The sequence below is a fragment of the Segatella hominis genome (assembly GCF_019249725.2).
Lineage (GTDB): Bacteria > Bacteroidota > Bacteroidia > Bacteroidales > Bacteroidaceae > Prevotella.
Genome location: NZ_CP137559.1, coordinates 994616 through 1021147, shown reverse-complemented (window position 1 = coordinate 1021147; position 26532 = coordinate 994616). Strand labels below are relative to the sequence as shown.

Annotated in this window: 27 protein-coding genes and 1 pseudogene; 10 read left to right on the top strand and 18 right to left on the bottom strand. The window is 42.5% G+C overall.

Annotated features, from left to right (window positions below; genetic code table 11):
* Window position 1: 1 nt before the first annotated feature.
* The 10 genes from KUA50_RS04055 to thrS form a co-directional block, all read right to left on the bottom strand.
* Window positions 2-1219 carry a tetratricopeptide repeat protein gene (locus tag KUA50_RS04055; protein ID WP_218456213.1) on the bottom strand — a complete coding sequence of 406 codons (1218 nt, stop codon included), beginning with the start codon at window positions 1217-1219 and terminating at the stop codon, window positions 2-4.
* A gap of 77 nt (window positions 1220-1296) precedes the next feature.
* Window positions 1297-2394: a DUF6057 family protein gene (locus KUA50_RS04050; protein ID WP_218456214.1), complete on the bottom strand. Its 1098-nt coding sequence runs from the start codon at window positions 2392-2394 to the stop codon at window positions 1297-1299.
* A 10-nt stretch (window positions 2395-2404) separates the two neighbouring features.
* A complete protein-coding gene (locus KUA50_RS04045) occupies window positions 2405-4507 on the bottom strand; it encodes an alpha amylase C-terminal domain-containing protein (RefSeq protein ID WP_218456215.1) in 2103 nt (700 codons plus the stop codon).
* Between the two features lie 81 nt (window positions 4508-4588).
* Complete coding sequence (locus KUA50_RS04040) at window positions 4589-5032, bottom strand: YhcH/YjgK/YiaL family protein (RefSeq protein WP_118117318.1); 444 nt, start codon at window positions 5030-5032, stop codon at window positions 4589-4591.
* Between the two features lie 76 nt (window positions 5033-5108).
* Entirely contained in the window at window positions 5109-6227 is a 1119-nt protein-coding gene (locus tag KUA50_RS04035) for a phosphatidylinositol-4-phosphate 5-kinase (RefSeq protein WP_218456216.1), read from the bottom strand.
* Between the two features lie 274 nt (window positions 6228-6501).
* Window positions 6502-6846 carry a 50S ribosomal protein L20 gene (rplT, locus tag KUA50_RS04030; RefSeq protein WP_022111350.1) on the bottom strand — a complete coding sequence of 115 codons (345 nt, stop codon included), beginning with the start codon at window positions 6844-6846 and terminating at the stop codon, window positions 6502-6504.
* A 39-nt stretch (window positions 6847-6885) separates the two neighbouring features.
* Window positions 6886-7083: a 50S ribosomal protein L35 gene (gene rpmI, locus KUA50_RS04025; protein ID WP_022111351.1), complete on the bottom strand. Its 198-nt coding sequence runs from the start codon at window positions 7081-7083 to the stop codon at window positions 6886-6888.
* 81 nt (window positions 7084-7164) lie between these two features.
* The gene (gene infC, locus KUA50_RS04020) at window positions 7165-7851 is read right to left on the bottom strand and encodes a translation initiation factor IF-3 (protein ID WP_218456217.1); all 687 of its coding nucleotides are present in this window, start codon (window positions 7849-7851) and stop codon (window positions 7165-7167) included.
* Window positions 7852-8206: 355 nt separating this feature from the next.
* A complete protein-coding gene (locus tag KUA50_RS04015; RefSeq protein ID WP_218456218.1) occupies window positions 8207-8584 on the bottom strand; it encodes a GxxExxY protein in 378 nt (125 codons plus the stop codon).
* Between the two features lie 153 nt (window positions 8585-8737).
* Window positions 8738-10690, bottom strand: a complete 1953-nt coding sequence (thrS, locus tag KUA50_RS04010) for a threonine--tRNA ligase (RefSeq protein ID WP_218456219.1) — start codon at window positions 10688-10690, stop codon at window positions 8738-8740.
* Window positions 10691-11124: 434 nt separating this feature from the next.
* On the opposite strand from thrS, the gene KUA50_RS04005 reads away from it, so the two are divergent.
* The gene (locus KUA50_RS04005; RefSeq protein ID WP_218456220.1) at window positions 11125-12165 is read left to right on the top strand and encodes an asparaginase; all 1041 of its coding nucleotides are present in this window, start codon (window positions 11125-11127) and stop codon (window positions 12163-12165) included.
* Window positions 12166-12188: 23 nt separating this feature from the next.
* Here the strand turns inward: KUA50_RS04005 and KUA50_RS04000 are convergent, their stop codons facing one another.
* The 7 genes from KUA50_RS04000 to KUA50_RS03970 all read right to left on the bottom strand — a co-directional run bounded on the left by KUA50_RS04000 (window position 12189) and on the right by KUA50_RS03970 (window position 18198).
* Complete coding sequence (locus tag KUA50_RS04000) at window positions 12189-12719, bottom strand: hypothetical protein (protein WP_218456221.1); 531 nt, start codon at window positions 12717-12719, stop codon at window positions 12189-12191.
* Entirely contained in the window at window positions 12700-14754 is a 2055-nt protein-coding gene (locus KUA50_RS03995) for a TonB-dependent receptor (protein ID WP_218456222.1), read from the bottom strand. The genes KUA50_RS04000 and KUA50_RS03995 overlap by 20 nt, the downstream gene beginning before the upstream one ends.
* A 112-nt stretch (window positions 14755-14866) precedes the next feature.
* On the bottom strand, window positions 14867-15694 hold the full coding sequence (locus tag KUA50_RS03990) for a LytTR family DNA-binding domain-containing protein (RefSeq protein WP_218456223.1): 828 nt from the start codon (window positions 15692-15694) through the stop codon (window positions 14867-14869).
* A 124-nt stretch (window positions 15695-15818) separates the two neighbouring features.
* Window positions 15819-16244, bottom strand: a complete 426-nt coding sequence (locus KUA50_RS03985; RefSeq protein ID WP_218456224.1) for a hypothetical protein — start codon at window positions 16242-16244, stop codon at window positions 15819-15821.
* 26 nt (window positions 16245-16270) lie between these two features.
* On the bottom strand, window positions 16271-16819 hold the full coding sequence (locus tag KUA50_RS03980) for a Panacea domain-containing protein (protein ID WP_022111360.1): 549 nt from the start codon (window positions 16817-16819) through the stop codon (window positions 16271-16273).
* 115 nt (window positions 16820-16934) lie between these two features.
* Window positions 16935-17315, bottom strand: coding sequence for a DUF1016 N-terminal domain-containing protein (locus KUA50_RS03975; RefSeq protein WP_218456225.1), 381 nt, complete (start codon window positions 17313-17315; stop codon window positions 16935-16937).
* Between the two features lie 16 nt (window positions 17316-17331).
* Window positions 17332-18198, bottom strand: coding sequence for an Rpn family recombination-promoting nuclease/putative transposase (locus KUA50_RS03970; RefSeq protein ID WP_218456226.1), 867 nt, complete (start codon window positions 18196-18198; stop codon window positions 17332-17334).
* A 782-nt stretch (window positions 18199-18980) separates the two neighbouring features.
* On the opposite strand from KUA50_RS03970, the gene KUA50_RS03965 reads away from it, so the two are divergent.
* The 6 genes from KUA50_RS03965 (at window position 18981) to KUA50_RS03945 (ending at window position 23903) form a co-directional block, all read left to right on the top strand.
* Window positions 18981-19469, top strand: a complete 489-nt coding sequence (locus KUA50_RS03965) for a hypothetical protein (RefSeq protein ID WP_218456227.1) — start codon at window positions 18981-18983, stop codon at window positions 19467-19469.
* A 64-nt stretch (window positions 19470-19533) separates the two neighbouring features.
* Entirely contained in the window at window positions 19534-21834 is a 2301-nt protein-coding gene (locus tag KUA50_RS03960) for a BT4734/BF3469 family protein (RefSeq protein WP_218456228.1), read from the top strand.
* A gap of 182 nt (window positions 21835-22016) precedes the next feature.
* Entirely contained in the window at window positions 22017-22226 is a 210-nt protein-coding gene (locus KUA50_RS03955; protein WP_022110161.1) for a DUF4248 domain-containing protein, read from the top strand.
* Window positions 22227-22481: 255 nt separating this feature from the next.
* On the top strand, window positions 22482-23078 hold the full coding sequence (locus KUA50_RS03950; protein WP_218456229.1) for a DNA-binding protein: 597 nt from the start codon (window positions 22482-22484) through the stop codon (window positions 23076-23078).
* A gap of 60 nt (window positions 23079-23138) precedes the next feature.
* Window positions 23139-23234, top strand: coding sequence for a smalltalk protein (locus KUA50_RS16850; RefSeq protein WP_022110163.1), 96 nt, complete (start codon window positions 23139-23141; stop codon window positions 23232-23234).
* Between the two features lie 231 nt (window positions 23235-23465).
* Window positions 23466-23903 carry an N-acetylmuramoyl-L-alanine amidase gene (locus KUA50_RS03945; protein WP_218456230.1) on the top strand — a complete coding sequence of 146 codons (438 nt, stop codon included), beginning with the start codon at window positions 23466-23468 and terminating at the stop codon, window positions 23901-23903.
* Between the two features lie 325 nt (window positions 23904-24228).
* On the opposite strand, the pseudogene rhuM reads toward KUA50_RS03945, so the two are convergent.
* Window positions 24229-24537: pseudogene (gene rhuM / locus KUA50_RS03940) on the bottom strand (RhuM family protein); the annotation flags it as partial.
* Between rhuM and KUA50_RS03935 the strand changes: the two are divergent.
* The 3 genes from KUA50_RS03935 (at window position 24525) to KUA50_RS03925 (ending at window position 26484) form a co-directional block, all read left to right on the top strand.
* Window positions 24525-24734, top strand: coding sequence for a hypothetical protein (locus KUA50_RS03935; protein ID WP_218456231.1), 210 nt, complete (start codon window positions 24525-24527; stop codon window positions 24732-24734). The pseudogene rhuM and the gene KUA50_RS03935 overlap by 13 nt on opposite strands.
* A gap of 118 nt (window positions 24735-24852) precedes the next feature.
* A complete protein-coding gene (locus KUA50_RS03930; protein ID WP_218456232.1) occupies window positions 24853-25941 on the top strand; it encodes an AAA family ATPase in 1089 nt (362 codons plus the stop codon).
* A gap of 6 nt (window positions 25942-25947) precedes the next feature.
* Window positions 25948-26484, top strand: a complete 537-nt coding sequence (locus KUA50_RS03925; RefSeq protein ID WP_218456233.1) for a hypothetical protein — start codon at window positions 25948-25950, stop codon at window positions 26482-26484.
* Window positions 26485-26532: the final 48 nt, after the last annotated feature.

Genomic DNA, 26532 nt, shown 5'->3' with positions numbered 1-26532 from the left:
TTTACTTTTTATTTCTGTTATTATTCATCACTTTGTCTATCTCATCAAACTCTTTACCCATATTCAGATTGAGATAAATCGTATATAATGGGAGGGACCACTTCCCTACTTCATTCGGTTCGAGCTTTCTATATTTTTCCAGATATGGAAGTGCCTGTTTGTAGAGCGCATTTATTTCATCATGTTTCTTTCTCAATTTCTGCGAATTTTTATCCAGCATAATGGCGCGGTTGAAACATGAGAGACCGGCATTGAGATGAGCTTCGGATAAGGAATCATTTTTCGCTATCAGAGACTTACAGATATCAAAACATTCCTCATTCTTTCCCTGATTCAGCAAGATGGAACTCTTGGTCAGGAGATAAGTGGTATTCAAAGAATCCACCAGTAAAGCTTGGTTCACCACATTCATTGCCGAATCCAGTTCATTTTTTTCCATATAATGTTCTACCAGGCGTGGAAAGAAGAAAGGAAAAGAAGGTGAATTCTTGAATCCTTCTTTCAGACAATCCACATATCTTACCTTATCCTTTTCGAGTTTATATGTCTCTGCCAGATATTGCAACATATAATTATAATGAGTAGTATCCTTCAGAGCGATATACGAATGATGTAAAGTAGCCTGTGGATTCTTCATCTTGTATCCGCAATATACGGCCCAGAAAGCCACAGTCGGAATCAGCTTATCTTTCTCCCTGTAATTGTAAGAGGCGAAGAGAGGAATGCTGGCGCAATGCAAATACTGATCCAACAAACTATATGCCTCGGGAAATCTGGTTTTTCTGATAAACCAGAGACCACCGCTGTAGAGGTTTTGTCTGATTTTTCCCAGATAATCAGCATGTTGCTTGCGATATTCGATACGCACTCTCCCTTTCCTGTCAGGAACCATTTCTACAGAATCCATATTCTGTGCCACCTCAAAGAGTTGTCTTGTCAGATTAAACAGTTGGGCTGTATCATACGCCTGTTTCAGATACAACTTTTCATTCCCCTGCTCATATTGTTTTCTCACAGCATCATAGAGAATATTCCATATTTTCAGGTTTCCGCGATTCACAGAATCCTTGAGCAACTTCTCCATAGATGCCTGAGCCTGAGTTAAATTATTTCCAGCCTTAACATTGTCTCGTGCAGCAGAAATCTCCTTCTTCTGAGCATAGCCTGCCATACAGAAGAAAGAAATCGACATGAGCAAAAACAACTTAAGTTTATTCATACTTGTTTTTTATGTTGAGATATTTAATAAGGCTTATAGCCTGAATGATCATAACGATAAAAGGCATATTAGCCAGTTTATTCCTTACCATAAAGATAATAATACCAGTACGTATTACCATAGGTATCACGCAAGGCGGCATTACGTTCCATTGCATTAGGATATTTCCGTTCCAAAGTCTGGAAATCCTGGAAGTCAGCTTCCATTACTGCATTTCTATATACTACCTTCGGATGCAATCTTCTGTGGGTATATAGCATCAATGCCTCCTTATAATGCTTGGGGAGCGAATCATTCTCGATATTATATTTGCTTTGCACAAGGTGTACAAACTGATCGATTTTCTTATCCAGCAGGAATGCATTCAACTGATAGTCCAGCGGTTTCACATAGTAGAATTTTCCTCTTACCTTCTTGCGCATCCACTTCGGAGTGGTCCACATCATCGATTTGGTAGTCACGCTGTCTGGTATCATTGCCTTGCTGCCACCTACAAGAGGGTAAGTGAAAAGTTTCTCCCCCATCGCTCCCGTTTTATGAAGGCAGGCTATTCTGAGCATGGTGAGTGAAGAATCCGTATGAGCAGACTGCGCACCCACCTCCAGCGCTTCCTGATATTTTCCTTCACACATCAGACTTTCCATCCGCATGCGATAGTGGAACACATCATTACCATTTCCGATAAGAATCACCAGAAGAATCATCACATCCAGAGAAAGCACGTTGATCCAAGTACATTTGGACAGCCAGAGCCCTTTCTGAATATCTGGTTCGTATGCTTCCAGTTGACGGATTACCCACATTATTCCTGAATAAAGAATCAGGAGCAACGGAAAAAGCCAGCACCAGCTACCCAATGAATGGTAGGTATCAATATCCGTAGGAATATCCGTGATGATAGCGAGTATCAGCAAAGATGGAAAATACGTCAATGCATGAAATCGTTTCTTCACCCGCGTGATGGCAAAAACGCCGCATTGAAGAAGAAACAGGACAAGGGTAGTCAGGATAGGAAACAGTACATAGTTGTACTGAGTCATTCCACCCGATAAAGCATGTTGAGCTACTGCCAACAGATCCTGTTGGTAGCAGCTCAAATAGAGATATGTAAATACTATAAAGATGATAGCACACGTCAGACGCATCTTGGTGGTACTATTTCTTTTCTTTTCCATATAATTACTTTCAGTTTTTCTTTAATACGAGCGCAGAACGAGCTGGTAAATAGAGTTTTAACCACTCTTTATGCTCTTCTACATAGAGCGCATCATAATTTGTTAAATGTGTCATTGTATCATCATTCAGACCATTTCCTCCAAATGCCACATTATCACTGTCCAGTACGATACTGTAAGAACCAGTAGGTACCAGGAAGCCATAATCGGTAAATGATTTGGTAGGTGAGAAGTTGAAAACAAACAGCAGGTCGCCTCTCATGAAGGCAAGTACCTGATCACCATCATTGTGCCAGATTTCCTGAACTGGAGTCTTATTGAAATTCTTCTCACTCTTGATAACGTTGATCATTTCACGATCGAAGTCACCCAGATAATGATAACACAAATCCTTATTATCTACAAGGTTCCACTGACGACGGGCATACTTGTAACTCCATCCGTTTCCTTCTCTTGGGAAGTCAATCCACTCTGGATGACCGAACTCATTACCCATAAAATTCAGATATCCACCATTGATAGTAGAAGCCGTCACCAGTCTGATCATTTTATGCAGAGCAATTCCGCGATGTGCCATATCATTCTCATCTCCCTTCTTGAAATGCCAGTACATATCAGCATCTATCAGTCGGAATATGATCGTCTTGTCACCCACAAGTGCCTGGTCATGACTCTCACAGTAAGAGATAGTCTTCTCATCCTTACGGCGGTTCTTTACCTCCCAGAATATGCTGCTTGGCTTCCATGCCTCATCTGGCAATTCCTTGATGGTCTTAATCCAGAAATCAGGAATATTCATTGCCATGCGATAGTCGAAACCATATCCGCCATCGGTAAACTTAGCTGCCAATCCTGGCATACCACTCACTTCCTCTGCTATGGTGATTGCATTCTTGTTTACCTCATGAATCAGGCAGTTGGCAAGAGTCAAATAGCAGATGGCATTGTCATCCTCATGTCCGTTGAAGTAATCAGCATAGCAGGTGAAAGCCTCGCCTAGACCATGACTGTAATAGAGCATGGATGTAACACCGTCGAAACGGAAACCATCAAAATGGAACTCATTAAGCCAATACTTGCAGTTGCTCAGGAGGAAGTGGATGACTTCATCCTTGCCATAGTCGAAGCAGAGACTATCCCAGGCCGGATGCTCATGGCGGTCACCAGGATAGAAATACTGGTTAGGATCGCCAGCTAAGTTACCCAGACCTTCCACCTCATTCTTTACAGCGTGAGAATGAACGATATCCATAATCACAGCGATACCCTTCTGATGAGCAGTATCAATGAGATCCTTCAGTTCCTCAGGAGTACCGAATCGGCTGCTGGCAGCAAAGAAACTGCTTACATGATAACCGAACGAGCCATAGTATGGATGCTCCTGAATAGCCATGATCTGGATACAGTTGTAACCATCCTTGATGATACGTGGCAGTACATTCTCCTTAAACTCTGTATAGGTACCCACTTTTTCAGCATCCTGTCCCATACCGATGTGGCATTCGTAGATCAACAGCGGAGTCGTCTTTGGCTTGAAAGTTTTCTTCTTCCATACGTATGGTTCCGGATTCCAAACCTGTGCAGAGAAAATCTTGGTCTTTTCATCCTGTACCACTCTTCTTGCCCAAGCAGGAATGCGCTCACCTTCTCCACCTTCCCAGTGAACTTTCATCTTGAAAAGATCACCATGCTTCAACGCTTTCTCAGAGAGCTTGAGTTCCCAGTTTCCTGTACCCTGAATACGTTTAGCACGATACTTTGGCGACTCTTTCCAGTCATTGAAATCACCAATCAGATAGATATCAGTAGCATTAGGAGCCCACTCACGGAACACCCATCCACGATCAGTTTTATGCAGACCGAAATACTCGTAGCCATTGGCGAAATCACTCAAGGTCTGCTTACCATTCTTAGTCAGTTGATTCAATTTCCACAGAGCATGATCATGTCTTCCCTTAATTGCATCCTCATAAGGTTCGAGATAGGAGTCATTCTTCACCAAACCGATATGTTTAGGAGCTGCAGGAGTCTTCACTGCTTTTTTAGTTGCAGTAGTTTTCACTGCCTTTTTAGCAGCAGTTTTCTTGCCGCTTTCTGCTTTTTTTGTTGCCATATACTCATGATTTTAGATTAGCTATAGAGAAAGAAATCTGCGAGTAACAGATTCCGTCTTAAACTTTGATTGATTTTCAGTTTATGCCTTGATTTTGAAGATAGCCTTGTGGATATCGCCTGTACCGATGCATGGCTGATGCCCATCCTGAGGAGCGAAAATAGCAAATTCACCAGGCAGACAGGTTACATAAGCAGAAGCCACAGCACCAGGATATTTGGTTACGTCTTTTTCTGCATTGTATTCTGCCTCAGGCAATTTAGCCAAAGGAAGATAACCATAAGTCTCTTCGTTGTCAAGAGGTATCTGGATATCAAGCATATTCTTGTGAGTTTCAAATACAGCTTCATCCACAGTTTTTCCATGAGCTGTTGTTATATTTACAAACAAGTCATTACCCACGATGGAATGCTTGCCGTCTTCCAATTCGTTCAAATCGTTCTCTTTCAAGAACTTAACGACCTCTGCAAAGAGAGGATTCAGAGAGACATATTTCTCCAAATTTTCTAATGTGTCAACTATCATGATTTAAAAGTTTAAAATACAAATTCTATTTAATATAATTGATAACTCTTTAGAAGATTTTTCCTGAAATTTCATATCAATCTTCAAAGCGCTTACCGTTCTCGTAAGTTCCGCGAGCTGTCACCTGTCCGTTTCTATCTTTCTCTACGAACTTGCCTTCTCGGCGGTCGTTACGGTAAGTGCCTTCAAATCGTTTACCTTCCTTGGTTTCCTCGATGCAGGCACCCTCACGTTTACCATTTCTGTAAACACCCTTGAAACGGTTGCCATTGGCGTAGTGGATAATCACCTCTCCATTCACCTGACCTTTTCGGAATTCACCTTCAAAGATATCACCCGATTTCTTGGTCAGTTTACCTCTACCATCCTGCAGGTCATCTTTCCAACTACCTACGTAGATATCCCCATTTTTCCAGATAAAAGTACCCTGTCCGTTTCGCAGACCATCACGGAACTGTCCGGTATATTTCGCCCCATTCACAGACTTGAAGATACCTTCACCAGTACGTTCACCCTGCACATAGTCGCCTTCATATACATCACCGTTCTTAAACTTGTATATACCTTTACCGTCCTGAATATCATCTTTCCAGTCTCCGATATATACATCGCCATCGGCATACTTGTTGGTACCCTTTCCCGAGCGCTGGTTATCCACCCAGTTTCCATCGTAAGTCGTACCATCACCCCAGTCAAAGAATCCCAGTCCATTCTTCATGTCGTTCTTCCACTGACCTTTGTAGTATGCTCCATTGGAGTAAGTATAGGTACCACGTCCCTGTCGCTTGTCCATATACCAGTCACCATCATATTTATCCTTATTGTAATAATACATGATGCCATGTCCATGCTGGTAATCACGGAACCATAAACCAACATATTTATTATTATTCTGGAAATAGTAAGTTCCACGTCCATGCTGCTGATCTTCCATCCACTGACCTTCATATTTTTCACCGTCAGCAAAAGTATAGATACCATAACCGTTTCTCTTACCTTTCACGTAGGATCCTTCATAAGTATCACCATTTTTAAAGACGGTAGTACCTTTCCCATTCGGCTTATTTCCTACCATTTCGCCTTTATATTGTCCTCCGTCACGAGTAACGCAAGAACCCAGTGAAATTTTCTGGGCAAAGGAGCACAAAGGCAATGATATCAGTAAAAATGAGATTAAGTTTATCTTGTATTTCATACGCTTGCGTGTTGATTATTCTCCAAAATTATATAAAATCTATCAAACGACAAAATAGATTAAGTAAATTTAAGGATAAACAACAAAATAAGAACAAAATAAACAAAGATAAAAACGGGAAATTCCGGATAAAAGTTAGTCGTTGCTTATATAACAGGAGATATAAAACGAGAGATAAAGGATGCGAAATAGGGAATTCTTAAAAAGCAAAAGACTGTACCCCATCATCTGGAATACAGTCTTTATTTTTTGAAATCACAGACTAAGTCTTGAATTACTTAACCTTGTCAACAATAGCCTTGAAAGCCTCAGGGTTGTTAACAGCGAGGTCAGCGAGCACCTTACGGTTGATCTCGATACCTGCCTTGTGAAGCGCACCCATCAACTGGCTATAGCTCATGTTCTCCAAACGAGCAGCAGCATTGATACGCTGAATCCACAATGCGCGGAAATTGCGCTTCTTGTTACGACGGTCACGATAAGCGTAAGTAAGACCCTTCTCCCAAGTGTTCTTAGCTACTGTCCATACATTCTTGCGAGCTCCATAGTAACCCTTAGTGAGCTTCAAGATTTTTGTTCTTTTTGCTTTTGATGCAACGTGATTTACTGATCTTGGCATAATTTTTTTTCTTTAAAAGTTCGACTAAAAAGTTAATAATTAACGGAGGCAGAGCAAGTCGCGAACCTGCTTGAGGTTAGAACGATCTACGAGAGTCTCACCAAGGAGATTTCTCTTCTGCTTCTTTGTCTTCTTAGTCAAGATGTGACTGTGATAAGCGTGATGACGCTTGATCTTACCTGTACCGGTGAAACGGAATCTCTTCTTTGCGCCGGAATTAGTCTTTACTTTTGGCATTTTTACTTTTAATTTAAATTGTTATTTATTTAACGGATGGCAACGCATATACCACGGCGTTACGCATCTCTTTTTTCTTGATTAATCCTCGCTGTCTGCTGCAAGTTGCTTCAAGGCATCACCGCCCTTAGCGTTAGCCAGCAAACTGTTTTTTTCTGCATTGGCAGCTCTTTCAGCCTGTTCTGCAGCCTTAGCTTCAGCCTCACGCTTTTCACGATCCAGTTTCTGCTGACTCTTCTTAGCCACACCAGCTTTCTTAGGGCTCATATAGAGGAACATCTTCTTACCTTCCAATTTAGGCATCTGCTCCACCTTACCATACTCCTCGAGGTCGTTAGCAAAACGGAGAAGAAGAACTTCACCCTGCTCCTTGAAGAGGATACTGCGACCGCGGAAGAATACGTATGCACGTACCTTGTTACCTTCATTCAGGAACTCCATAGCGTGCTTGAGCTTAAACTGATAATCGTGCTCATCAGTCTGAGGTCCGAATCTGATCTCCTTGGTCTCCACCTTTACCTGCTTCTGCTTCATCTCCTTAGCATGCTTCTTCTGCTGATAAAGGAATTTAGAATAGTCAACTATTCGACAAACAGGAGGTTGTGCATTAGGAGAAATCTCCACGAGATCAACACCTTCCTGGCGAGCCAAGTCCAAAGCCTTACGTGTTGGCATCACTTCTGCTCCGCCATCACTTACCACTCTCACTTCACGTACGCGTATTTGTTCGTTTACGCGGTACTGATTTTTTATTTTGTCATTTTTCATTAACTATTCTACGTTGTTTTTTTGATTAAACGGCTGCAAAGTTACGATTTTTCTCGCAAACCACCAAATTTTCAGCTGGTTATTTTCATTTTTAGGCTTATATTTTGTTGCTGTGGATGAAAATTCCACGCAAAATTCATTTTTAAAGACTCATAAATCGTTTTTAGTCACGCAGATTACGCAGATCTTTCTTCTTCTACATCATTTATCCGCAGATGAGACCTGTCCGGTCGGATTACGCAAATCTTTCGTGCGATACTCTTAAGTATGCCACTGCAAGGAAAATCTGCGTTATCTGCGAAATCTGAGTGACTAAAAAAATCAAGCGTGACCAAGAAATATATATCTACGTGAGCTAAAGGTGATTAACGACTCGGTGAATAGATGAACGAATATCAGATGTATCAAAATTAACCAACAGACCAAGCTTTAGATTAGATATTTTCAGATAAGTAAGAAGCTGTTTGCCATAAACCGCCTTCATTTCTGTAACAGATTTCAATTCTACAATCACTTTATCCTCTACCAAAACATCCAATCGCAAATCTACAGGCAAGACGTGCCCATCATATATTACAGAAAGTTTCACCTGATTCTCAACCTTCAAACCATCTTTTCTAAGTTGATAGCAAAGGGCTGCTTCATAAACAGACTCTAACAAGCCAGGACCAAGCTCATTATATACCTTATATATTGCTCCGATAACCTTATAAGATATTTCGTTTTCTGTCATAACAACAAGTATTAAGTATCCCCCCTTTTAAAAGACTCACGCAGATTCCCCAAACTACGCCGTTTTCCAAGTACTCCAACAAAGAATACCCAAAGGAAAATCTGCGTTATCTGCGAAATCTGCGTGACTTAAATAATATATCAGCGTGAGAAATTACTCCTCTGCTGCCTTCAGCTGCTCTGCTACCTCAGCATTGATGCGCTGAGCAAACTCTTCCATGCTCATGGTAGCCTGCTCGCCACCACCCTGCTTACGCATGGAAACGAGGCCCTCGGCACTCTCCTTCTCACCTACAATAACCATGTAAGGAACACGCTTCAACTCGTTGTCACGAATCTTGCGACCAATCTTCTCGTTACGATCATCAACCAAAGCACGAACACCCTGCTTGTCAAGATACTGACGTACCTTCTGAGCATAATCGTTGAACTTCTCAGAGATAGGGAGAATAGCAACCTGGTCTGGAGTCAACCACAATGGGAAGTGACCTGCTGTATGCTCGATGAGAACGGCTGTAAAACGCTCCAATGAACCGAATGGTGCACGGTGAATCATCACAGGAGTCTTCTTTGAGTTATCCTCAGCTGTATATTCCAGCTTGAAACGCTCAGGCAAGTTGTAATCCACCTGGATGGTACCCAACTGCCAGCGACGACCGATGGCATCCTTCACCATGAAGTCGAGCTTAGGACCATAGAAGGCAGCCTCGCCAACCTCCTCACGAGTCTCAAGACCCTTCTCCTTGCAAGCCTCGCGGATAGCATTCTCGCTCTCTTCCCAAATCTCATCAGAACCGATATACTTCTCTGTATCTTTAGGATCGCGGAGAGAAATCTGTGCCTCGTAGTTCTCGAAACCGAAAATCTTGAATACCTTCAAGATTACGTCGATTACATTCTCGAACTCAGACTTCACCTGATCTGAACGAACGAAGATATGTGCATCATCCTGAGTAAATGTACGAACACGAGTCAAACCGTGGAGCTCACCGCTCTTCTCATAACGGAACACGGTACCGAACTCGGCGATACGCAAAGGAAGATCCTTGTAAGAACGAGGCTTACGGGCGTAGACCTCGCAGTGGTGAGGACAGTTCATTGGCTTGAGCATATACTCCTCATCCTCCTCCGGAGTCTGGATAGGCTGGAATGCATCCTTGCCATAGTGAGCATAGTGACCAGATGTAACATAGAGACTCTTGCCACCGATACCTGGGCAGATAACCTCCTGATAGTTGTAAGGCTTCAGGAGAGAACGGAGCAACTCCTGCAGACGCAGACGGAGCTGAGTACCCTTTGGCAACCAGATAGGAAGACCCTTACCTACACGCTCAGAGAACATGAAGAGTTCCATCTCCTTACCAATCTTACGGTGGTCGCGCTTCTTAGCCTCTTCGAGAATAACCAGGTACTCGTCGAGCATCTTCTTCTTAGGGAAGCTGATACCGTAGATACGGGTCATCTGCTCGCGCTTGGCATCACCGCGCCAGAAAGCACCAGCCACACTTGTAATCTTCACAGCCTTGATCAGACCGGTGTTCATCAAGTGAGGACCACGGCAGAGGTCGGTGAAGTTACCTTGGGTATATGTGGTGATAGTGCCATCCTCCAAGTCCTGTTCGATGTGCTCGCATTTGTATTCCTGACCGTCAGCCTTGAACTCAGCGAGTGCATCAGCCTTAGAAACCTCCTTGCGAACTACAGGCTCGTTCTTCTTGGCAAGTTCCAACATCTTAGCCTCGATCTTGGCGAAGTCATTCTCAGAAATCACCTGACCCTCAGCTGGCATCACATCGTAGAAGAAACCGCTCTCTACGGCTGGACCGAAACCAAACTGAATACCAGGATAAAGCTCCTGAAGAGCTTCAGCGAGCAAGTGTGCAGAAGTATGCCAGAATGTGTGCTTACCCTGCTCATCCTCAAACTTATAGAGTTCTACATTCGCATCCTCATTGATAGGACGGTTCAACTCTACTGTCTCACCATTTACACCGCAAGATACAACGTTGCGAGCGAGAGCCGGTGAGATACTCTCGGCGATTTGTAAACCAGTTACGCCCTGCTCATACTCACGAACAGATCCGTCTGGGAATGTGATTTTTACCATAACAACTTAGTATTTTTATTAAATCAAATGCAAAAGTAATACTTCTTTTTGTAACAAGCGAATATTTTGCATTAAATTTTCATAACTTTTCATTTTCAATACATTACGCCCTCTCTTTATACCTTATAATATTACAAATGAGAAATGAGGGATGAGATTGGGGGAAGAGGAAAAACATTTTGGAATGTGTGAAAAAGAGGAAGATGAAAAAAAAGATGAAAGACAAGAAATATGAGATATGGAAAAACAAATAAAATGATGAGAAAAAAAAAGGAAATAAAGGGTGTTCACGGGAAAACATAGAGGACACACCTTCCACGCAACTAACAAAAAGACACATCTTCGTCATTTTTTATCATACATTTCTTTGCCATTACAAAGTTTTTCCGTATTTTTGCAGGCGATTAATTGACAAATTGCTAAATATTTCAAAAATGACAGGTACACCAAAGATTCTCATTATTTATACAGGCGGTACAATCGGTATGGGTAAGGACGTAAATACAGGCGTTCTCGAACCTCTCGATTTCAACCATTTGGTTTCATCTATGCCCGAATTCCAACTGATTCAGGCAGATATTGATGTGAGAAAATTCGACCCACCGATAGACTCCAGCGATATGGACCCAATGGGATGGGCTGAACTGGTGGGCATGATAGCCAACAATTATAATGACTATGATGGTTTCGTCATTCTGCATGGCACGGACACAATGGCCTACACCGCCTCTGCCCTATCGTTCATGCTCGAAAACCTGACCAAGCCTGTCATTCTCACCGGTAGCCAGTTGCCTATCGGCGAATTGCGTACCGACGGCAAGGAGAACATGATGACTGCCATCGAGATAGCCTCCATGAAAGATCAGGAAGGCCATCCGTTAGTACCAGAGGTCTGCATCTTCTTCAATGGTAAGTTGCTGCGCGGCAACCGTACTACGAAGATCAATGCAGAAGGATTTCATGCATTCGATTCCTTCAACCACCCTCATCTCTGTGATGTAGGTATCAACTTCTCTTTCCATCCGCACCACATTCTGGAACCAGACTATCACAAGCCGATGGTACCTCACATGAAACTGGACCCGAACGTCATCGTCTTCAGTCTCTTCCCAGGCATTCAGGATACCATTGTCCGCCACGTCCTGGAATCCCCATCTCTGCGAGGTATTGTGATGAGAACTTATGGTTCAGGCAATGCCCCTCATGCCCCTTGGATCATACGACTGCTCGATCAGGCAGCCCATCGCGGTGTGAACATCATCAACATCAGCCAGTGCATCACGGGATGTGTGGATATGGAGAGATATGGTGCTGGGTTCCAGCTCAAGGTAGCTCATGTGGTGAGTGGCTACGATAGTACCGTAGAGGCAGCCGTCACCAAACTGATGTACCTGCAGGGCAGATATCCAGACAATCGCATGGTGCGCGAAAAACTGAAACAGTCACTGGCAGGAGAAATCACGCTTCCGGAGTAAATACCCGGAAGCATATCACTTTTTTATAAACCAGTTTGCTTCTTCATACCCTCAAAAAACTTTTGCTGTAATTGTTTGGCAAGTTGGTTCTCAGGATTGAGTTTAAGCGCTTTCTCATAGTTCTGCATGACATCAAGATAATAGCGCTGGCCGTTTTGTACAGGATTCTGTACGATACGTACCATGCATAAAAAACCTCGAAGAGTACAGATATCAGACTGGTTTGCATTCCTCATTTTTTCCATTTTAGCAATGGTTTCTTCTGCTCCAGCCATCAGGTCTTCCGTTTCCAGAGCATGCGGATTCATAACGGAAAAATTGAGGCTTTGCAACACCATCTGAAATTTAGGTTGAATACTATCCGGAAACATATCATCAATACGTTTCATCTCAGCAACACAATTCAGGAAGTTTTCAGGAGTGGGTTGTTGGAGTTTGGAAAGAGACTGTCCGATAAGTGCCTGCATATTAGGCTCTTGAGCATGAATGCTTACAGTAGAGATCAAAAAGAAGATCCCCATCAACATGAACTTTTTAAAAATTTGAAATGTCATAAGCTTTGTTATTTTTAAGTGAAACAAATATACCTATATAAAAGAATCTATCGCGGGATGAAACAATCGGGCGACCCTTGGCATCATATCCGAAAACATTCGTGCGACCAAGGATGTTATTCAGCGAAGAATAAACAATCACCTTGGGACTCAGCAAATAAGTCAGATTTACATCTACACTGTGATACGGCGGAGTCTTACCTTGCAGAAAGAGACGACCGCTGGCATAAGATTCAGCCAAACTCAGAATAGCTTTTCCGAACGAATATTTCGCTGTCAGTCTCAGATTATGTCTGGAAGCAAAAGCAGGTGTTCGTTCTTCCGTATAATCCAGATAGAAACGTCTGGAGTCATTGTATGAATAAGATAAGGTGGTGGAAAGACGCCTGCAAAGAGAATGGTCATCCACAAAGAGATCAAACCCCTTACTCGTCCCATATCCTTTCGGAAGATAAACACCCTTATCCCATAAAGGCAACCGATGATATTTCTTCCAATAGGGTTCTATCCTTACAAGTGTACCCGCCGATTTATATTGCATGGAGATGATAGCATGATCAGCAGTACACTGCCCAAGAGAATAGTTGCTGGTGGCGAGATCATCATCACTTGCAGTCTGACTATACCGTCCCGCAACAAGCGAAATCTGGAAAATCTTGTTGGGAACATAAGAGAGTGTAGCTCTTGGCATGAACAGCCACTGCGCATGCGACATATATTCAGTCCTTGCTGAAAGATTCAGAAACACACCGGGCAGCATCCTCCACTGGGCATCAGCATGGGCAGCCAGAATGTTATAATCCAGGGTGTAGCAATAGGAATCATACTCCAATAAACTGTTTCGCTGATAATCCTCCACACCAACCGACAATTTCAGTACATCTGAACAAACCTTGCGCATTTCTGCCTTCAGATGTATCTCATTTCTGAAATTATAAAAACAGTCACCAGCAACCTTGGCATCTTTTATATCATTGAAAACAGATGAATTTGCCATACCACAAAAGAAGGTATAACCAGCCCCTATCGCTGCCTTATAGGTAGCATTTGTATAAACATTGTTCTCCTTCAGCAACAGGTTTCTATCATCAATACGTTGCCCTACAGAAGTAAAATCATAGCCAACGTATGTCTTCAAAATTCCAGCATTCTTGAACTCCATCTTATATTGGGCCTCACCAGATAATTTCCGGTATGGCTTGTAGAAATCGAATCTTTCAGAAAACAACTGGTTGTAGATACCCATGCTTGTCATTGCCGCATTAAATGACAGACTGCTGGTATCAAACACTTTAGTTCCACCGATATTCCAGTCCACCAGTGATGCACTGGCTCCATATTTGTCGCTCGTAGCCACATCAGTAGTCTCCATCGGAAGAACAGATGAAAGAGCCTGCCCATATTCTCCGCCATAACCTCCAAGAGAAAAGCAAATTCCCTTGAACAGAAAAGGAGAAAAACGGCCTCGCACTGCTGTATTTTCGGCATTGGTACTATAGGGAACAAGTACGTGCATTCCATTGATAAAAGTCTGACATTCTTCGCTTTCACCACCCCTCACATAGAGTTTGCCATCCTCACCCACCTTTTGCGTTCCTGGCAATGACTGCAAAGCTGCCACAATGTCTCCACATGAATTACCTGCCATCACCACGTCCAGCGCATCCATCGTCTTGAAATGATCACTTTTTCCAAAACTGTAAGTGCTGGCAGATACTACAACTTCTTGGATTGTTGCAGCCTTTTCTTTCATTGAAATGGTGAGATGCTTCAGTTTGCTGACATCAGAATCCTGTGTGTATTCCTCAAAGCCTATCATGGTTGCCTTCAGGGTTATTTCTCCTGTCTTGGAAGTGTAAAAAGAGAATCTTCCAAGAGAATCCGTCAGGCATCCATCAATAGTACCAGCGATAAAAACGTTGGCACCAGCAAGAGGTTCCAGACCACTCATGACCATTCCTGAAATCAGAGTCTGAGCAGTCAAATCAACTACCATAAATAGCAGTAATGCGATATGTATCATTCGTTGTTTCATGCTGCAAAGATACAGCACAAAACGGAACTAACCAAATTCTCAGGATATACAGCTAAAACCTATGACAGACAACAACTTATGATGACGAACAACTAACAAAAAGGACGAATAACTAAGTAAGATATGTCTTAAACTGAGGCACAAATGACCGCGAAACTGGGATGATATCAGCACATTTATCCAGTTTCAACTGATACCCGTTAGAATTACCTTTAGCCGAAGATATATTGTTCACATTGACGGCAAAAGAGCGGTGACATTGGAAGATATTATCATATCCCTTCAGTTCTTCCAGAGTACGTGTCAGCGTATTATGAACATCAACAGAAACGACATGATTCTCCTTTACAAAACAGACCGAGATATTGTTTTTCTGCGCTTCGATATAAAGCAGATCATTGATAGGCATCGCAAGATCATTTCCCCTGCTGCTCGTATCGTGGATTGTAATAATCACCTCCTTTTGTTCCTGAGTCGTTTTGTGCAACAAATCTTCCATTCTGTCTCTTAAATATCCGTTGTATTGTATTCCGACTGACAGCAAAGTCAGAAACACACCGACAATAATCGTCCAGTTCAAAAACAACAGAAAAAGCCTGATAGTGATTGTATAATGAAAGAGAAATGAGGATAAAAGAAAATTACAAAAAGCAATCATGACAATGAGCCCGAGTACTGCCATTCCTTCATGCCAGATGCGCCAGGGATTGACAGTTCGGTGAAAACGCTTCAATACCAAAGCTAAATAAAGAGCATAGCACACGAAAGTGACCATGCCAAACAAGGCAGCAGCAAGACATTTATTGCCCAGATACAGACAGAACCCGAAAGGCTGCAGAAAATATAATATAGCCCAAATGACAAGACCATAGAAAAATCCATCTCTCATCCAGTGTCTGCTCTGCTTGAATGGATATATGCGAGTAAGGAATGACATCATAAAATACTATTGATTTAAATTTTACTGGCAAAAGTACAAGAAGCTTATGCTATTCATTTGTCAAAACAAAAGCAATATTTACTTCGCCAGATGTTCATATAAAGCATCAGGCGAAGCCAGTATCTTATATAATACCAAACTCTCTTAGTTGCTTTTTGCTTATGGTTGGACTCTCTTTTACGGTATTGATAATCAGTTCCATCATTTCTGTATCGGAGATAGCCCCACGATAAGTATTTTTATTGAATTTACTTCTCTTGGCCACAATAATCTTTGAGCAGTTGATAAACGAGTTGTGCTCCAAAAATGAAAATTGTTCAACTGTTACAGGTAGCTGATAGTCTGTAACTGACGTTGGCAAATTATAATTGATGTTTGAGTTTATTACTAAACCACCAATAACATTACCTTCATTATCAAAACCAAGGATGATGAAGAATTTATTGCGGGAAGTATCTCCTGCTTTGGGAGTAATACCATTATTTGAATCAAGATTGAGGAAGTGAACATCACCGATGTTAAGACTATCTTGGGCTAACTTGTCAGCCATAGTTCCCAATAATTCTCCGAGTTTCGTCATGACAATGCAGCCTCCACCAACAGATTATCCTTAATATATTCTATCATATCATCGGATGCCATACCATCTTTTGCCATACCAATAATATCCATGACTTTACGCCCTTGTTGGGCATAAGCACGCTTCCATTCTTCGCCATGTGATTTTGCACGTAACTCACCGTATGGAAGATTTACATTCTCGAAGATAGACTTATCCAAAGCTTCAATATCAGCTTTTGACAGGTATTCATCGTCTGCCTGTCGCTTGGCTTCAAGCATATAATAAGCGTCATCAGTTCCTTTAGAAACGCAATTGTCTATCATTGCTTGCAATTCTTTATCACACTGAGGATCGCCTTTTATACAATTATAAAGGACAGAAGGTACAGGTCCATCTGGCAATGCACAGAATTCGTCAGAAACCATGGGAAAGCCATATTTTGCTAAATATGAAATATTAGCAAAATATATAACCTTGAATACATGGTAGTAGTCTAACCCTTTTGTTTTATTCAAGATATATAATACAATCTCTGTCAGTTTCTGTTTATCGAAGTTTGTCATCTCAATAGTTTTTTATTGGTTGCAAAATTAATACATATTATTAATATGTGCAAAAAACAATAAGTTTTTTACGAAATATTATATATTCAAATGAAAGTAGAGCTTATTTCAAATTTTAATAGCCATACTTCCCATAGACACCCAAAGGAGTAGTGATGCCACGCAGAGACCATTCTACTACTGACGAATCTTTGTCCTTGCAAAGAAGAATACCAATACTCGGAATGTCTCCTTCGCATATAAGCAAATTGGCATCATCCACTTCCTGTAATTGTCCACCAGTCTGGTGGACAAATTCAATTTGGCTTGAATAGAATGCGAAACATCTTTTGATGTCATACAAATTGGTCCTGGAAAAACCTTCACTCTGAGGAAATTCCGCACGCAAATCAAGGCTCAATCTTTTCATGAAGTTTGCATCCCATTTATATTGCTTCTGCTTCTCACAAATGTCCTCGCCCAAACTCCAATAGAATTTGAGCTTTACAATCTCCAAATCATTATTATTTAGCCTACAAACTGCTTATTTGCTCTTTTGTCAAACCTGTAACTTGCATGATTTGACTTACTGGCATACCTAATGCAAGGAGATTCTTTGCAACATCAAAACTTTTAGCAAGTTCACCTTGTTCAATCCCCTTCTCATTTCCTTCCAGCCAGGCACTATACATTCCCAGGTTGTAATTATCAACCTGGCGCTGGCTCTCTTCATATTTTTCCATTTCCTCCTTGCTCAGGCAGCGGCTGTCAGCCACTTCTGCCAAACGCTTGAAGATCTTCTTCTGCGTCTCAAATGGAATTCTTTCTAATGTTGTCATATGCTTCAATACGTAAATCCACTTTTCAAAATCTGTTACACATTCCTCCGCCTTCTTTGTGAAATACGGAAGATTCAAATAGATGAAGCGAAGCTTGTCTGTGAAAGGCTCTTCGCTATTTTTCTCCCTCAGCATCACATCAGATTTAAACTGACTGATCTCTTCTCCGACATGAGGAGAGAAATTCATAAAACTGATCACATAGACAGGAACCAGCTCATAAAATGAAGGCTTGTCCTTGGACTTTTCTTTCTCACGCTGATTGGTAATAGCCTTGCTGGCATAACACAACGTGCGATTCACGAAATTAACCGTCCAGTTGTTCTGCATCTCCACAATGAAATGCTTGCCCTCATCTGTCTCGCAATAGACATCATATATACAGCCTCGCAAATCCTTGGAATCAGCCAACTGCTCTTTGTCCTTGAAGGAGACATCCCTGACTTGAAATTCCCCCTCGAACAAATCGTTTAAGAAACTTATCAGCAAATCCTTGCTGAACTCCTGACCGAACAATCGCTTAAAGCCCCAGTCGGTAAATGGGTTAATGTATTTCGCCATAATATTTGTATGATGTATGTTGTTAACGCACTATTGCGTCTTCGAGGGCAAAAGTACGATTATTTTTTGAAAAATGCAAATCTGAAGGAAAAAAAATCAATATGATGGAGAATATTGGAGGAAATAAGGCTAAAGGTCTCGTATTTGATTGATGTTTCGATAGAACATAAAGGAACATTACAATCGTTTCATTTACATGTACCATAAGCCTATATTTTATACCATTGCAAAAATACGAATTTAATTTGAATACGCCAAACATTTCAACAGTTTTTAGTTCTAACCTCAATAAAATTGCCCAATTTTTCCATTTTTTTCGCAATACCGATGGGTGACAGGGGTGACAGACCCCTCCACAAAAAAACTGAAAACTCGTGTCACCAGCGTCACCCAACAAACTGGCTCCAATAAAGGGCGCAGCAGAAAACGGTGACAGGTGACACTTTTATATACTCTTTTTTTTATGACTTACCGCGCGAAAATAGATAAAAGATTGATAATCAGAGGGAGACATCCAAATTGGAGGGTAGTGGATCCAATGCATAAAAAAAAATGAAAAGTAAGTGTCACCGACACCTTTGGCATTCATTTGTAAAGTTTTATTTTCCTTTTATCGAAAGGATGGTTTGGCTGGAGATTTTAAATACACAGGAAAGCCCCAACTGTTAAAGATTCAAAATATTCGGATATTATTTTCGCACCTTGGGGGTTCTATATAACCCCCCACCCTATCTGGCATTTTTTGATGAACTTTGCAGCATAATATTAATAATTGCAAGAAAATGGAGAAACCAAGGAAACAAAAGGGAGAAACAAAAAAAATGACCCCAGTTTATTCTGAAGAAAAACTGAAGGCTTTGGAGACCGCTGCTAACTGGATAAGAACCCAACAAGTTTTCTTCATCCAGCAAATACAGAAATATGATATCACCGGGAAAAAACTGCAGGAAATTGGTCATTTCGACAAAAAATTAATTAAGAGATTTGAAACAGGAGTTATCTCTGTGATCAAGCTGATAGAAATGAAAGTAACGATTAGCGCTATCCTCCGTGAAAAGGACCTTCAAGAGCAAGTAAATATGCATGAAAGAGGACATAGAGAGAGTGATTTTTATGCCGACTATATGGCCCTGGAGATCAATCAAACGATTGAAGAACGTGAAGAAAAAATAAACGCTTTCAAAATGACCGATAAGTTCATTCAAAGTACACACTTCGTCGAAAATATCAACATCCTGATTCAAAATGGAGACATTCATCTGAAACAGTAACAATCTTCAGACCTCAACTAATTTCCAAAATAACAATTTAACTTGGAAGCTAATGGAAGAAACCATGCCCTCGCTATTTACTTCGCTCAGAAGTAGTAGCCACAAACCTCTGTCAAGCAAGAAGGAACTGGAATGGCTCATCATGCAAGACAGATTCATCCAGATTCATACGGATGACTACCGACAAATGGTAAATATCGACAGAAAAGCTGCTGATAACAAAAAGCGAAACTCTGCTGCCATCTGTCCATCTATCCAGTTCAAACCCGATGGTAGAACGCTCGAATACTTCGGCAAACCTACCTACTGGGCCATGCTCGACTATGATCATACGCCAAGCATCATCCTGGAAGACGCCGTGGAAAAGGCTATCAAAAAGCCTACTACCATGGTTTGTTACCGCACTATCAGCGGCAGGGGATTCAGAATCCTCCTGAAATATGCGCGTCCCCCCGGCTGCACGCTCACTGAGACTGAACTGCACCGCCTCGCCATCACAAAGGCCATCAAAATCTATGATGAGCTGCTGAATCTCAATGCCGACAGACAGTGCCTCGACATGACCCGTCTCTGCGGTCTGGCGCACGATGAGAAAGCCTACTTCAACTGGGATGCGGAACCCCTACCCCTTTCGCCTGAGGAGGTGACGAAATTCTACCAGACCGTGCTGAAACCGGAGATGGAAAGGGAGAAAAAGTTGGAGACGGATAGAGCCAACGGTACTTCATCGAAAGGCAGTAGAAGCGCCAAAAAGAGTCAGGGCAGCGCATCCTCAGGGAAGGCAAACGGCAAGAAGCAGACGCAAGCGAGTACGGAGGACGTGATAGAGCAAGTGAAAAAGCTCTCTGAGGGCTGGTTCTGCCGATTTGAGCCTGGCAGCCATCACGAGTTCTGCATGCGATTTGCCACCTTCTGCTTCAACTACGGTGCCAGGAAGGAAGAACTGCTCAACTGGATGACGGCGGAATATGGAAGCCAGTATGACGGTGTGAAAAGCATCGTGGACTGGGTGTTCAATCATACGGAAGGTTGGGGCTGCTGGCATCTCTATTCGAAGGGAGAGAAATACGGATCCAACCCGAGCATGAAGGTGCTGATGCAGTGGCTTAACACCCGATATGAGATGCATCTGAACACCGTGACCGGCATGGTGGAAATCAGGGCCTACGATACCCAGAGCGACTTCTACTACAAATGGACGGAGGTGACCGAGACCGTGGAGAATACCATCTATACGCTGATGGATATGGACGGACTGCGCACCAACAAGAAAAGATTGGAAAGCGCCATCAAGTCGGATTTCACGAAAAAGTTCAACCCCATCGAGGATTATCTCATGGGATTGCCAGAATGGAAGGAAGGCGATCCCGACTACATCGACCAGCTCTGCGAACGTATCACGGTGAAGGAGGCGCCCGAATACTATCACACCAAGAAGTACTTCAAGTATGCCTTCCGCAAATGGTTTGTGAGCATGGTATATGGCTGGGGCAGCAAGGAGATGGTGAACGAGCTGGTGCTCGTGCTCGTGGGTCGTGGCGGTATCTTCAAGACCAAATTTCTGGAAAATCTCCTGCCCAAGTGCCTCAGAAGTTACTATGCCAACGATTCTTCCGCCGACTACAAGAACAAGGATTTCCTGCAGATAACGACCAGCAAGGCGCTCATCTGTCTCGACGAGTTTGATGCCCCACATGGCAAGAATCTCAATTCCTTCAAGAGTTGTGTGACGAAGCGCAGCGTAACCATCCGTGTGCCCTACGACAAATATCCCAGTCAGCTGCTGCGCCATGCCTCTCTCTGCGGCACGAGCAACAATCGCCACGTGATATGCGAAGAGGAAGACCGCCGCTGCCTGGTATGGGAGGTGGAGAAAATCCAGAGCCCCTTCGAATATCCCATCGATCACGATCATATCTATGCCCAGGCTATATATATCGTGAAAGAACTCATCAGAAAGCGCAAGGAGGGCAAACTGAAGCAAGGTGACTGGGTGCCTTGGCTCACCTACGAGGACATGGAGAAGCAAAGACTGCACAACAGGATGTTCCTTGCCAACAGCTTCCTGGAGGAGCTCATAGCCAAGTATTTCAGGGTACCAACAGACGGCGACCTGATGAATCCGAATATGAAATTTGCCACCTCTGCCGACATCATGGAAAAGATAGGATTCAACCCTGCCATTCGAAACAACGTGACCAGTGGAGACATTCAGAACGTCATGGAAAAAATGGGATTCCGGAGATTACGCAGAAAACAAGGCAGAGGTTGGAGCGTAATCGAGAAGGAAGGCTATGATATCAATCAGGAGGCGAAACTGTCGATAGCAGAGAGCCGGAATGACTCAGATACGACGGTGAAATGACTGAAATACGATGAGAAAATGACTCATTTAGGAGTTGCAAATGACTTGTTTGGCTATCGTAAATGACTTGTTTACGGGTACTAAATGACTTGTTTGCCACTCCTAAATGACTTGATTCGGGATAGCAAATGACTTATTTAGAGATAGTAATCAACTTATATCATACTAAAAATCAATCGGATATGGAAATACGTATTTATGAAAAGACAGAATTGGCTTTACTCTACTTTCCACGATCGGAAGCCAAGGTGGCGCTCAACCGTCTGAAGCGCTGGATCAAAAATAATCCCGAACTCTCTGAGGCTCTCGACGACTGCAAGGTGGGCAAATTTGCCAAGTATTACAGTCGCCATCAGGTAGAGCTGATAGTGGATTATTTGGACGAACCTTAGAATCATGATGGAGATTCTCAGAACATTGACTCTCAGAAGGAAGAAAAAGGGCTTCCGGAAAGGGATAGAAAGGGATAGAAAAGGATAGAAAAGGATAGAAAAGCATCAAAAGGGATAGAAAGGGATAAGTGAGTCAGCAGAATGTTGTATCTTTGCATTGTCATTCAGAGAGAGTGACTTAGCTGAAAACGAAGGCGAGCGCGCAGCCCTGATTGGAGGCTAACAGTTATTAACCACTTTCAATAAACAGTAATTATGATTCTATTTAAATTATCTAAAAACAAGAACCCGAAAATTCAAAAGGCGTATGGCAAGTACTATGCACGCCCAGTAGTAACTCAAACCATCGATCTCAACGGACTCGCTGAGCACATGACCGAACACAATACGGGTTTCTCGCCCGGTGCCACCAAGGGTTTGCTCACCGACATGGTGAAGTGCATCAAGGAGTTAGTGCTCCAGGGTCTTGCCGTGAAAATCGACGATCTGGCCATCTTCTCCATCGGTCTGAAGACCAAGAAGGGTGCTGATAGTGAGGATGATTTCTCTGTGGCGAAGAACATTGATGGCGTAAGGCTCCGTGCCCGTGCTACCGGTAATCTGACCAGCAGCAAGCTCGATATCCAGGCTTCCCTGAAGAATGCTGCCAACCTCCTCGTCGAGGATTCAAGCAAGACCACTACCCCATCTGGTCCTGATGGTGACGGAAGCGGTTCGGGTACCAACGGCCCAAGCAAGGGAGACTCTTCGCAGACTGGTGACAACAAGGACAACACTCAGAGCGGCGGTGGAAACACTGACAACTCACAGGGCGGCGGTACAGACGGCGATGGAGACTACGAACTCAAATAGTCCTCGCTGAGCCTTGAGAATGAATTCACAAAAATATTAACTACTTAAAATTTGAAAAGTATGAAGAATGTAACATTGAAGAACGTGATTAATTTCATCATTACAGTTTTGACAGCAATTGTCGGCGCTTTCTGCGTTTCCAGTTGCAGAGGATAGCGGTCCTATTCTGCTACTTACCGAAACAGGATTAACCACTATTTTTTAGAAGGAGGGAATTGAGGAGTTATCGCTTCTAAGGATTACAGAGGAGTTAAGACAACAGTCTTATAGTGAAATGAAGGCAACCGTCTTAACTCCTTCACCTCCTTTCATTTCTTTATCTCCTTTTTCTTTCTCAACCTATAAAATTTAAGAGTATTAACATTTAAAACAGGAAACGGTAAAATTATGAGTAAAAACAAGAGAAATATTTCGCTGATTGTACTTCATTGCAGTGCAACGCGAGTGAATCAGAATTTCACGATAGAGCAGTTGGAAGCGTGTCATAAGGCAAGAGGTTTCCAGACCATTGGTTATCATTACTACATCACGAAGGATGGCACGCTCTATCCGGGTCGTCCGGAGAGTCAGATGGGAGCTCACGCCAAGGGTTTCAATGCCCACAGCATCGGCATCTGCTATGAGGGCGGTCTGGACGAGCACGGTCGCTGCAAGGACACCCGCACCTTGGCCCAGAAGGTAACGATGGAGGAATTGCTCCAGAGCCTCTGCGTTGACTATCCTGATGCCGAGATTTTAGGTCATCGCGACTTACCTGGCGTCCACAAGGAATGTCCCTGCTTCGACACCCGTGCCTGGCTCAAGGAAATCAATTTCCATATTTAGAAGGGAATCATAAAGAAGTGGGTGTATCGGAAGTCATATCCTGTACACCCATAAATGTCCCACAGATTTCACAGATTTACACAGATTTAGTTTTATCCTTAAAATACATCCGTGTAAAGCTGAAAATGTCTTTGGCTGGCGAAATCACGCTTCCGGAGTAAATCCCCGGAAGCATAACACTTTTTTATAATCCTGTTTGCCACTCACGATACATAACCACCGTCCAACGAACTTGATAGTATTCGAAGACCTTGGTGAACTTGAGTGAGGTATCGGTGCTGAACTAGAAAATATTTTCTTTTTTCTTGTTAATCTTTTCATGACAATCACGAGTATGGTCGAGCAACTCTTTCCAATAGTTGCCACCACCAAGATTTTTGAGTCGTTCATCGTCCATCGTAAACCCTTTTACGATGTACTCATTCAGTCGCTCTGTAGCCCATTGACGGAAACGAGTGCCTTGAATAGATTTTACACGATAGCCCACAGATATGATAACATCAAGGTTATAGAACTTCACTTCTTTGCTTTGGGTTTTTCCTGCCATAGCACCATGCTGAGTGGTCTGTCGGAATTTCCGAACAACCACTTTTTCATCAAGTTCTCCCTCTTTAAAAATATTTGATAAATGCTGACGTCTGGAAAGACTTTGGAAACATCATTGAGTATGATGCGACAGGTATTGACAAGGTGACAAATCGCAGCGATGTGAAGGAAATCTCCCGCTATTCTCTCAACGGACAGCGAGTAACCTCTCCTACCAAGGGCGTGAATATCGTGGTATATAGCGATGGCAGCATCAAGAAAGTTGCCGTTCAACAAACAAAATAGAAAATCAGTGTTACTCTCAGTCGTAGCACTGATTTTTTTTTGCTCATTTTTTGCTCATTTCGAAAAAAAATGATTAGCTTTGCAAAAAATATACTGGTGAATAAAATATACACAGCCCATGATTACAAAGATTAGGTTACAAAACTGGAAGAGTTTTAGGGACTCTACAATATATATTGATTCTTTAGGCATCCTTATTGGAACCAATGCAAGTGGCAAGTCGAATGTATTAGATGCGTTCGCCTTTCTCCGTGCCGTGGGTGATGGCAAAAGCCTTCTTGATGCCATTCAGACTGTTAGAGGAGGTGAAGATTGGATTATCCGTAGAGGGGAAAATACTTTTTGTATTGAAGCAGAAATAGAAACAGAAGAAGGTAATTTTATTCTTGATTTAAGAGTAATTAAAAAGGATTCTGGCTTCTCATATGGTCCTTGTGAAATCCATCGCTTGGGTAGTACCCCAGAGGAAAATGTTCCTGATGAATTCACGGATTCTACTCGAAATATAACATGGAAGACCTATAATATTCCGTCATCAATGGATTTATGGTCAAGCTTGTATGCTACACTAAGAAGTATTGTTATTCTTGATCCTGTTCCTGCAAAGATGCGCGACTACTGCAAGATCTCTAAAGAGTTAAAGCCAGATGGAAGTAATGTTGCTGGTGTATTATGCGCGATGGCTCCAGAGGAAAAAGAGAATGTAGAAAATATTGTATCAAGTTATGTCCGTCCTCTTCCAGAACGTGATATCAACAAAGTTATATCTGTACCAGTAGGTCTGATTAAATCTGATGCCATGCTTTATTGTTATGAAGATTGGAATCCAGACCAGCCAGTTGATGCAAGGGGCATGAGCGATGGTACACTTCGTTTCATAGCCATTGTTGTGGCTCTTTTAACTGCTGCACCTCATAGTTTATTACTCATCGAAGAAGTGGATAACGGCCTGCATCCTTCTCGTGCCAAGGAATTAGTTGACATGCTAAAAGAATTGTCAAGAAAGCGCCAAGTTGATGTACTCTGTACAACTCATAATCCCGTTTTGTTGGATGAATTAGGAAATAAGATGATCCCATTTGTCAGCTACGTTACTCGTGATGAATATGGAGATAGCCATGTCAAACTTCTAGAAGAAAAAGAGAATCTTGCAAAACTAATGGCTTCTGGAACATTAGGCAGAATAATGATTAATGGTAAGATATGATGAAATATGAAAACATTAATATTTTTTCTGATATTCATAATTAGCACACTTTGCTGCTATAGCCAGACCTCTATGACGGGTGCGCCGCGACAGTTTGCTGCGCCGCGTGCGTCTTTCAATGATATCATTAGCATTGGTGAGCTGATAAAGAGTGTGAAAGAGGGTAACGTTGGTATTAAGAAAATAGCGGAAAAGAGCGGCTATGCGTTTCGAGGTCGCTATCACGACCCTGAGTTGAACGACTTCTATTATGAGGATGTCTACTATAAGAATTGTATGGTGGCGGCAGACGGCAGTCCGATTAAATATGGTAAAGGTAATTCTTCTGTGCTGATAGCAGGAAGCGTTGGCTTCGGACCTTTCGTCTCGATTCGTGTCTGCAACAAGCGTGCCTATAACTACATAAAATCGGAACTAAGGAACAAGTTCCATTTCAAAACCGCGGAGGTCGATGGCAAGTGGGCAACGCTGAAGAAAGGGAGTGTGGTTGTTGACGTTTCCGTGGACGGCAATGCCTATGGTTTCACCTTTTACATCAAATAGACGTTGGTTAAAAGCTGGCGTGAACTGAGCTGGGACAGATGAATCTGC

Coding starts and splice junctions, on each gene's coding strand:
- KUA50_RS04040 (WP_118117318.1), bottom strand. CDS start 5,032: ATGATAGTTGACACATTAGAAAATTTGGAGAAATATGTCTCTCTGAAT.
- KUA50_RS03925 (WP_218456233.1), top strand. CDS start 25,948: ATGAAAACATTAATATTTTTTCTGATATTCATAATTAGCACACTTTGC.
- rpmI (WP_022111351.1), bottom strand. CDS start 7,083: ATGCCAAAAGTAAAGACTAATTCCGGCGCAAAGAAGAGATTCCGTTTC.
- KUA50_RS03965 (WP_218456227.1), top strand. CDS start 18,981: ATGGAGAAACCAAGGAAACAAAAGGGAGAAACAAAAAAAATGACCCCA.
- KUA50_RS04015 (WP_218456218.1), bottom strand. CDS start 8,584: ATGACAGAAAACGAAATATCTTATAAGGTTATCGGAGCAATATATAAG.
- KUA50_RS04050 (WP_218456214.1), bottom strand. CDS start 2,394: ATGGAAAAGAAAAGAAATAGTACCACCAAGATGCGTCTGACGTGTGCT.
- KUA50_RS04000 (WP_218456221.1), bottom strand. CDS start 12,719: ATGACATTTCAAATTTTTAAAAAGTTCATGTTGATGGGGATCTTCTTT.
- KUA50_RS03995 (WP_218456222.1), bottom strand. CDS start 14,754: ATGAAACAACGAATGATACATATCGCATTACTGCTATTTATGGTAGTT.
- KUA50_RS03930 (WP_218456232.1), top strand. CDS start 24,853: ATGATTACAAAGATTAGGTTACAAAACTGGAAGAGTTTTAGGGACTCT.
- KUA50_RS03960 (WP_218456228.1), top strand. CDS start 19,534: ATGCCCTCGCTATTTACTTCGCTCAGAAGTAGTAGCCACAAACCTCTG.
- infC (WP_218456217.1), bottom strand. CDS start 7,851: ATGAAAAATGACAAAATAAAAAATCAGTACCGCGTAAACGAACAAATA.
- KUA50_RS03955 (WP_022110161.1), top strand. CDS start 22,017: ATGGAAATACGTATTTATGAAAAGACAGAATTGGCTTTACTCTACTTT.
- KUA50_RS16850 (WP_022110163.1), top strand. CDS start 23,139: ATGAAGAATGTAACATTGAAGAACGTGATTAATTTCATCATTACAGTT.
- KUA50_RS04005 (WP_218456220.1), top strand. CDS start 11,125: ATGACAGGTACACCAAAGATTCTCATTATTTATACAGGCGGTACAATC.
- KUA50_RS03945 (WP_218456230.1), top strand. CDS start 23,466: ATGAGTAAAAACAAGAGAAATATTTCGCTGATTGTACTTCATTGCAGT.
- KUA50_RS03990 (WP_218456223.1), bottom strand. CDS start 15,694: ATGATGTCATTCCTTACTCGCATATATCCATTCAAGCAGAGCAGACAC.
- rplT (WP_022111350.1), bottom strand. CDS start 6,846: ATGCCAAGATCAGTAAATCACGTTGCATCAAAAGCAAAAAGAACAAAA.
- KUA50_RS04035 (WP_218456216.1), bottom strand. CDS start 6,227: ATGAAATACAAGATAAACTTAATCTCATTTTTACTGATATCATTGCCT.
- KUA50_RS04045 (WP_218456215.1), bottom strand. CDS start 4,507: ATGGCAACAAAAAAAGCAGAAAGCGGCAAGAAAACTGCTGCTAAAAAG.
- KUA50_RS04055 (WP_218456213.1), bottom strand. CDS start 1,219: ATGAATAAACTTAAGTTGTTTTTGCTCATGTCGATTTCTTTCTTCTGT.
- KUA50_RS03970 (WP_218456226.1), bottom strand. CDS start 18,198: ATGGCGAAATACATTAACCCATTTACCGACTGGGGCTTTAAGCGATTG.
- KUA50_RS03980 (WP_022111360.1), bottom strand. CDS start 16,819: ATGACAAACTTCGATAAACAGAAACTGACAGAGATTGTATTATATATC.
- thrS (WP_218456219.1), bottom strand. CDS start 10,690: ATGGTAAAAATCACATTCCCAGACGGATCTGTTCGTGAGTATGAGCAG.
- KUA50_RS03950 (WP_218456229.1), top strand. CDS start 22,482: ATGATTCTATTTAAATTATCTAAAAACAAGAACCCGAAAATTCAAAAG.
- KUA50_RS03985 (WP_218456224.1), bottom strand. CDS start 16,244: ATGGCTGACAAGTTAGCCCAAGATAGTCTTAACATCGGTGATGTTCAC.